The following is a 7,085-nucleotide window of genomic DNA, read 5'->3' as shown; positions in this document are numbered from 1 at the left end:
CTGCGGCTGCTTGCAGATTAAAGCCAAAACCTATTGACCTGCCCTAGGCAAACGCCACTCTCTTCCAGCTTCCAGCTTCCAGCTTCCAGCTTCCAGCTTCCAGCTTCCAGCTTCCAGCTTCCAGCTTCCAGCTTCCAGCTTCCAGCTTCCAGCTTGCAGCTTGCAGCTTGCAGGGCAATAAAAAAGAGCGCCCTAGGGCGCTCTTGAGTGCAAAGCCGAGGGGAGTTAGGCTTCAGCGCGTCCCCACTCGATGTCCTGCAGGTGGCGCCACATGATCTTGCCCGTTGGCGACTTGGGAATGCTGTCGGCGAAGGAGACGATCTGCGGGCATTTGTAGGCAGCCATGTTTTCCTGGCACCAGTTGATAATGTCCTGCTCTGTTGTGTCTTGTTTACCTGCACTCAGTACGACGACCGCTTTAACCGTTTCGCCGCGTCGCTCATGGGGTACAGAGATAATGCAGACTTCCTGAATGGCCGGGTGTGCGTACATGAGTGATTCAACTTCCGCGGGCCATACCTTGAAGCCTGAAGCGTTGATCATTCGTTTTACGCGGTCTACCAGGAAAAAGTAGCCCTCTTCGTCATAATAGCCGAGGTCGCCAGAGCGGAAGAAGCGCTCGCCATCTACCTCAACAAACGCCTCTTCGGTAGCATCAGGGCGGTTCCAGTAACCTTGGAAAATCTGTTCGCCGCGCATGATGATTTCACCGGTCACGCCGGGCTCGACTTCTTTTAACGTATCAACGTCAATCACCCGTGAGTCAACACCGATGAAGGGAACACCCAGGCATTGGGGTTTGCAGGCATGAGGCGGATTTGCATGTGTTGCTGCGATCGTTTCGGACAACCCATAGCCTTCCATATAGATAAGGCCTGTCTTGTCCTGAAGCTTTTTAGCTACGGCTGCGGGCATAGCCGCTCCGCCACCGCCGATACCAGTGAGTGAGCTGATGTCGTATTGATCGATATCGGGATCGGACAACATGTCGACCACCATCGTCGATATGTTGCGCCAGGTATTGATTTTCAGGCTTTCAATCAATTGTGCCGCTACCTTTCTATCCCAGCGGGTCATTACGACCAGGGTGCCGCCAGCGTAGAGAGTGGAGTTCATGCACGATTGCATACCAGTGACATGAAACATGGGTACCGACACCAGATGGATGCAGCTGTGCTGAGTGTTCACCCAGGCGGCTCCATACACAGTGGTAGCCATCGCGCTATGATGCGTGTGGACGCAGCCTTTTGGATTGCCGGTAGTGCCCGAGCTGTAAGGTATGACACACAGGTCATTTGGTCCTGCGGTTAAAGCGCTTGGCTTTATGTCAGCTTTCATCGCCGCTTGCCATGCAGTCAGCCCTGCTGCTGTAACCGGCTCGGCGGGCGCAGCCACGGCGTCGGGCAACGTAAGGTCTGTCGTTTCTACTACGTATTCGCTGTAGGCAGTGACAATCACTTCTTTTAACGCACTCTCGCCGATATGCGGCGCCACGAATTCGCTCAGCTCTTGCCCGCATAGCGCTACAGGCGCCTGGGTGTCTTCGATCAGGTAGGCGAGTTCGGCAGTGCGGTTCATGGGGTTAACCGGCACAACAACGGCGTTAGCACGCAAAATGGCGAAGTAGCCGATGATGTACTGTGGGCTATTCTGCATATACAGCAGTACGCGATCGCCGTCTTTTACGCCGGCTTGCTGTAGATAGCCCGCAAGGCGCTCGGCCTGATTCTGCAGCTCGCGGTAGCTGATGTTGCTACCGTAGTAGTGAATAGCTGGATGATCGGGGTAGCGAAGTGCGGAGACGGTGATGTTGTGGAACAAGTTGGTGGCGGGGACTTCAAGCTGCTTGGGTACTTGATCGGGCCACACGGCATAGTGACGGTCAAACATACATCCAATCTCCTGCTTTTTATGCAATTCAGACGAACCGTTCTCTGCGCGTTTTCAGCAGGACAGTCCTGTTATTAGATCAACCGACAGAATAAGTCCCTACGTGAGACTAAGGAAGAATACTTTTGTTGTGCTGTTGTTACGTCATAAACCGCAGTGAGTTCCAAGGTACTGGCTTTCCCAGTCGGTCGGGAGGATGCGGTATAGTATCGGCCTGACCCAGGCGCCGATGGGCGTGAAGCGAACGACAGTGTTCAGCGGTATTTGCGGAGGACCTTACATATGAATCAGGACCGGGTATTTATTTTTGATACCACGTTGCGAGATGGTGAGCAGAGCCCTGGCGCGTCCATGACCAAGGACGAAAAGCTGCGTATCGCGCGGGCGCTGGAGAAGCTGCAGGTGGACGTCATCGAAGCGGGGTTTGCCATTGCCAGTCCCGGCGACTTCGAGGCGGTCAAGGCGATTGCGGACAGCATTCAGGACAGCATTATCTGTAGTCTGTCGCGTGCGGTTGACGCGGACATTGACCGAGCAGCTGAAGCACTGGCCGGCGCTAATGCAGGGCGCATTCATACCTTTATTGCCACCAGTCCGATTCATATGCAGCATAAGCTGCGTTTACCGCCGGATCAGGTGGTTGAGCAAGCAGTGCGCGCAGTTAAGCGCGCGCGCAACCTGTGCGCTGATGTCGAGTTCTCATGCGAAGATGCAGGGCGCTCCGAGATCGACTTCCTTTGCCGAATTATCGAGGCGGCCATCGACGCAGGTGCCCGGACCATCAATATTCCTGACACCGTCGGCTATGCTATCCCGCACCAGTTCGCCGACACCATACGGCAGATAATGTCTCGCGTACCTAACGCCGATAAAGCCGTTTTTTCAGTGCATTGTCATAACGACCTGGGTCTGGCTGTTGCTAATTCACTGGCGGCGGTTACAGCCGGTGCCCGTCAGGTTGAATGCACTATCAACGGCTTGGGCGAGCGCGCCGGTAACGCTGCGCTGGAAGAGATCGTTATGGCAATCAAGACGCGGCAGGATCTGCTGGGTGTATATACCGGAGTTGTGACCGAGAATATCTTGCCTGCTTCGCGGCTCGTTTCAGGGATCACCGGCTTCCCGGTACAGCCCAACAAAGCTATTGTCGGCGCCAATGCCTTTGCTCACGAGTCAGGGATTCACCAGGATGGCGTGCTTAAGCATCGTGAAACCTATGAAATCATGAGCGCGCAGTCCGTGGGCTGGCACACCAACAAGTTGTCCTTGGGCAAGTTGTCAGGGCGGAATGCTTTCCGCTCGCGTCTTGAAGAGCTGGGCATTGTTTTGAGCGGTGAAGATTTGAATGCGGCTTTTGTTCGCTTCAAACAGTTGGCCGATCGTAAGCATGAGATTTTTGATGAAGATCTGCAGGCGCTGGTGACTGATACGCTAACCGAGGTGGTCGAGCACATTCGCTTGGTTCATTTGGACGTCTCGTCCTGCATGGGCGAGGTACCGAATGCGCTGGTTCAGCTTAGTGTCGACGGAGTAGAGCAGGAAGCGCGCTCAGGGGGCTCTGGTCCGGTAGATGCCACGTTCAAGGCTATCGAGCAGGTAATCGGCTCGAACGCGACTCTTCAGCTGTATTCGGTAAACGCGATCACCGAGGGTACTGACTCGCAGGGTGAAGTGACGGTGCGCCTAGAAAAAAGTGGCCGCATCGTAAACGGTAACGGTGCTGATACCGATATTGTCGTGGCCTCGGCCAAAGCCTATATCAATGCGTTGAATCTGATGCGCGAAGGTGCATACCGCGCTCATCCTCAGGCAGCGGGGGTCTGATGCAGGAACAAGCGCGTCTGGCCTATCTTGAGGCCATGGGAGTAACCAACTGGATACCACGCAAAGCGTTGATTGGTGTGCCAGAACGTATCCCGTATACGCTACCCGCAGTGCAAGAGGCGCAGCCAACCCAGGAGCCCGATTCAGCTCCCTCGGCAGCTCCGGTGACTGCGCCAATCAGCAAGGCCCCCGCAGTTAAACCAGCCGCGTTGGTTAACAAGTTACGCGGCGAGGTCGCACAACCGAAAGCGCCCCAGCCTGAAGAAACTCCGGTGCAGGCGGCTCCTGTCGCTGCGGCCATTGAGCCCTTTTATTTGCAGCTTTGGTTGGCAGGCCCTTGCGCCCTTCTTACCGAGGCGCCTGAGCCTGGCCTCGAAAGCGCAACCCCTGCCTTTATTTTGCTGCAGGATATTCTGCGCGCAGTAGGGTTGCCATCGCGGCCACGGTTATTAGCTGATTTTCGTTGGCCGTTGAGTCGTAACCCACAGCTTGATCGTAGTGCAGAAGCAGCGAGCAGGGGATTGCTGGCTTTTATGCAAGGACGCCTGGAAGACCAGGAGTTAGTCTCGCTTGGCTGTTTTGGTCCTGCTACCGGGCTATTGGTCGAGTCGGACTTGGCAAAGGTCGATGAATTGGTTGGACGCGAAGTAGCACTTGAGGGTTTACCTGCTGGCTGGTTTGCAGATGATCTTGAGCTGTTGATGCGTGAACCGCAGCGCAAAGCGGCGCTATGGGCGCAGCTGAGACGAGTAAAGGCACGGTGGAAGGATAACGTATGAGTGCCCTGATTTTCCGACGCATGCAGGAGTCTGATCTGGATGCGGTGCTGGCTATTGAATTCTCTGCTTTCAGTCATCCTTGGACTCGCGGCATCTTTCTGGACTGCATCAAGTCAGGCCATGAGTGCTGGTTAGCCTTCGATGGCTTGCAGCAAATTGGGCACGGCGTACTGTCTGCGGCAGCGGGCGAATCTCATTTGTTGAATATCACCATTAGGCCAGAAAGTCAGGGCAATGGTTTTGGTCATGGTTTGCTTGAGCACCTTATGCAGCAAGCCAAGGTACGTGATGCTGAAGTCACCTTTTTGGAGGTGCGTGAGTCCAACCTTAATGCCGCGGGTTTGTATGAGAGCTTTGGCTTTAACGAAATCGGCCGGCGCAGAAACTACTATCCCGCTGTCGGTGGGCGTGAAGACGCTCTGGTTATGGCCTATTCGCTGGTCGATTGACTAGAGGACTATTACCGCAGCGCTGATACGTTTGCGGCTCGCACCTTCCGCTATTGGGTTTTTGGTAGGAGGTATGTTTGATGTTTGCTGTTTTCGGCAGATCCGCGTGAGGTTGTCCGCACGCGGCTGGGCCATTGCCGGTCTACTTCTATGCGCACTGATCTGGGCTGGTAACGCCCTGGTCGCGCGCGCGACTGCTGGGTTATTGCCACCGATTGGTTTGTCATTTTGGCGATGGACTACGGCCCTGTTATTGATCTTACCTTTTACCCTGCGCGGATTGTGGCGCCAGCGGGCCGTATTACTGTTGCATTGGAAGCAGATTGCAACCTTGTCGGCGTTAAGCATTTCATCCTACAACACGCTTTTGTACCTGGCGGCGCAGAGTACCACCGCCATTAACATCACCTTGGTTAATACCGGGCTCCCGGTTGCTGCGTTTATATGGTCGGTTCTATTGTTGCGCCAGTGGCCAAGCCGGCAAACACTAGCCGGCACCCTGTTGTCCTTCACCGGGCTGTTGGTGATCCTCAGTACTGGGCAGCTGGGTAAGCTTGCGCACCTGGTTTTCAATCCGGGTGATTTAGTCATGCTGGCGGCGGTAATGACGTGGGGGCTCTACTCTGTTCTTCTGCGTCGCTGGATGATTCCCGTTCCGGGAGTGACCTTGCTGACCGCGATGCTCTTGTGTGGCGTCCCGCTGCTGTTGCCGGTTTATCTATGGGAGTACAGCCAAACCGGGCCCATGCCGCTGACACTGGTGACACTTGGGGCCGTTAGCTACACAGCGCTGCTGGCTTCACTGTTCGCTTATCTTGCCTGGAATAACGGTGTGCGTATTCTCGGCCCAGCGACCGCCTCCCTATTCAGCTACCTGATGCCAGTGTTTACCGCTCTGCTCGGCGTATTACTGCTCGGCGAACACTTGCACTGGTACCACCTCCTGGGAGGCACCCTGACCTTCTCTGGTCTCTTATTGGCAACCCGAAGAGCGTCCAAGGTATGAAGAAACTCTGCGTGATCCCCGGCGACGGTATTGGGCCGGAGGTTGTGCCGGTCGCGGTAGAGGCCATTAAGCTGCTGGTGCCAGACTTGGAAGTATTGCACGCGCAAGCGGGCTGGGCCTGCTTTCAACAGACCGGCTGTGCCGTGCCCGAGCGCACGCTCGATCTTATGCGCGAGTGCGGGGCCGGGCTGTTTGGCGCGGTGCAATCGCCAGCACATCAGGTAACCGGTTATCGCAGCGCAATACTGACGTTGCGCCAACAGCTGGGTTTGTCAGTCAACTTACGTCCGGTGCGCAGCTGGCCCTTTATCTCGCCCAAGAGCGGGATAGACCTGATGGTATTGCGCGAGAACAGTGAAGGGCTTTATGTCGGGCGCGAGCATATGGCATCGCCAGATAAGGCTATAGCTGAGCGGCATATCAGTAGACAGGCGAGCGAATTACTGGCGCAACGCGCAGCGCAGGTCGCTCAATTGCGGCAGGCAAGGCGCATAACCCTGGTGCATAAAGCCAATGTGCTGCCGCTCACGTGCGGACTCTTTCGCGATAGCTGCCGCGCCGTGTTGGAAGCCCAAGGGTTGGGCTCGGTGCTGGATGAGCGCTTGGTTGATGTGGCCGCGCTGCAGTTGATCGAACAGCCGGAATCCTTTGACCTGGTTGTGACCACCAACCTGTTTGGCGATGTACTGTCCGATCTGGCCAGCTACTGGTCAGGCGGCCTGGCCACCGCGCCGTCGCTTAACTGGGGGCAGGGGATTGCGCTGGCTGAGCCGGTGCACGGTAGTGCGCCGGATATTGCCGGTAGCGGTAGAGCAAACCCCATAGCTGCGTTGCTCAGTGCCGCTCTTCTGCTGCGCTATCACTGGGAGTTGGGTGACCAGGCATCTCGCCTGGAAGGCGCCGTAGACGATTTTTTAAAGGAATCGAAAGGCGTGGATTTTGGCGTGGAGACTACCCGGCGCGTATCAGCAGGGGTGCTGGAGCGGATCAAATAGTAGGAAGAGAGGCATAAAAAAAGGTTCTTCACGGAAGTCCGGGGCAACCCGGACTTTTCGTTTCTGGAATGAGGTGAGGCGGTGACATCTCGGTCATGATGGTTGTGCGACCAACACCATAATCCGAGAGCACCGCCTCATG

Annotated in this window: 6 protein-coding genes; 5 read left to right on the top strand and 1 reads right to left on the bottom strand. The window is 55.9% G+C overall.

From position 1 onward, the window contains the following. Positions 1-225: 225 nt before the first annotated feature. Positions 226-1,890 (bottom strand): long-chain-fatty-acid--CoA ligase, encoded by a 1,665-nt coding sequence (locus H4J77_RS18885; RefSeq protein ID WP_182249973.1) that lies wholly within the window; start codon positions 1,888-1,890, stop codon positions 226-228. Between the two features lie 282 nt (positions 1,891-2,172). Here H4J77_RS18885 and H4J77_RS18880 point away from each other — a divergent pair, with 282 nt between their 5' ends. The 5 genes from H4J77_RS18880 to H4J77_RS18860 all read left to right on the top strand — a co-directional run bounded on the left by H4J77_RS18880 (position 2,173) and on the right by H4J77_RS18860 (position 6,943). Next, a complete protein-coding gene (locus H4J77_RS18880; RefSeq protein ID WP_123889057.1) occupies positions 2,173-3,714 on the top strand; it encodes a 2-isopropylmalate synthase in 1,542 nt (513 codons plus the stop codon). Continuing rightward, on the top strand, positions 3,714-4,493 hold the full coding sequence (locus H4J77_RS18875) for an energy transducer TonB (RefSeq protein WP_182249971.1): 780 nt from the start codon (positions 3,714-3,716) through the stop codon (positions 4,491-4,493). Before H4J77_RS18880 ends, H4J77_RS18875 begins: the two co-directional genes overlap by 1 nt. Next, entirely contained in the window at positions 4,490-4,942 is a 453-nt protein-coding gene (gene rimI / locus H4J77_RS18870; protein WP_182249969.1) for a ribosomal protein S18-alanine N-acetyltransferase, read from the top strand. Before H4J77_RS18875 ends, rimI begins: the two co-directional genes overlap by 4 nt. A gap of 106 nt (positions 4,943-5,048) precedes the next feature. Further along, positions 5,049-5,948, top strand: a complete 900-nt coding sequence (locus tag H4J77_RS18865; RefSeq protein ID WP_404940799.1) for a DMT family transporter — start codon at positions 5,049-5,051, stop codon at positions 5,946-5,948. Next, complete coding sequence (locus H4J77_RS18860; RefSeq protein ID WP_182249965.1) at positions 5,945-6,943, top strand: isocitrate/isopropylmalate family dehydrogenase; 999 nt, start codon at positions 5,945-5,947, stop codon at positions 6,941-6,943. Before H4J77_RS18865 ends, H4J77_RS18860 begins: the two co-directional genes overlap by 4 nt. Positions 6,944-7,085 lie beyond the last annotated feature (142 nt).

The organism is Pseudomonas sp. 5Ae-yellow (assembly GCF_014077575.1).
GTDB lineage: Bacteria > Pseudomonadota > Gammaproteobacteria > Pseudomonadales > Pseudomonadaceae > Halopseudomonas > Halopseudomonas neustonica.
Note: the sequence above shows the minus strand (reverse complement) of the source record. Positions and strands in the feature narration are given on the sequence as shown.

Bases quoted from the DNA above. Each gene is read 5' to 3' on its own strand.
- H4J77_RS18885 (WP_182249973.1), bottom strand. From the start codon at position 1,890: ATGTTTGACCGTCACTATGCCGTGTGGCCCGATCAAGTACCCAAGCAG.
- H4J77_RS18880 (WP_123889057.1), top strand. From the start codon at position 2,173: ATGAATCAGGACCGGGTATTTATTTTTGATACCACGTTGCGAGATGGT.
- H4J77_RS18875 (WP_182249971.1), top strand. From the start codon at position 3,714: ATGCAGGAACAAGCGCGTCTGGCCTATCTTGAGGCCATGGGAGTAACC.
- rimI (WP_182249969.1), top strand. From the start codon at position 4,490: ATGAGTGCCCTGATTTTCCGACGCATGCAGGAGTCTGATCTGGATGCG.
- H4J77_RS18860 (WP_182249965.1), top strand. From the start codon at position 5,945: ATGAAGAAACTCTGCGTGATCCCCGGCGACGGTATTGGGCCGGAGGTT.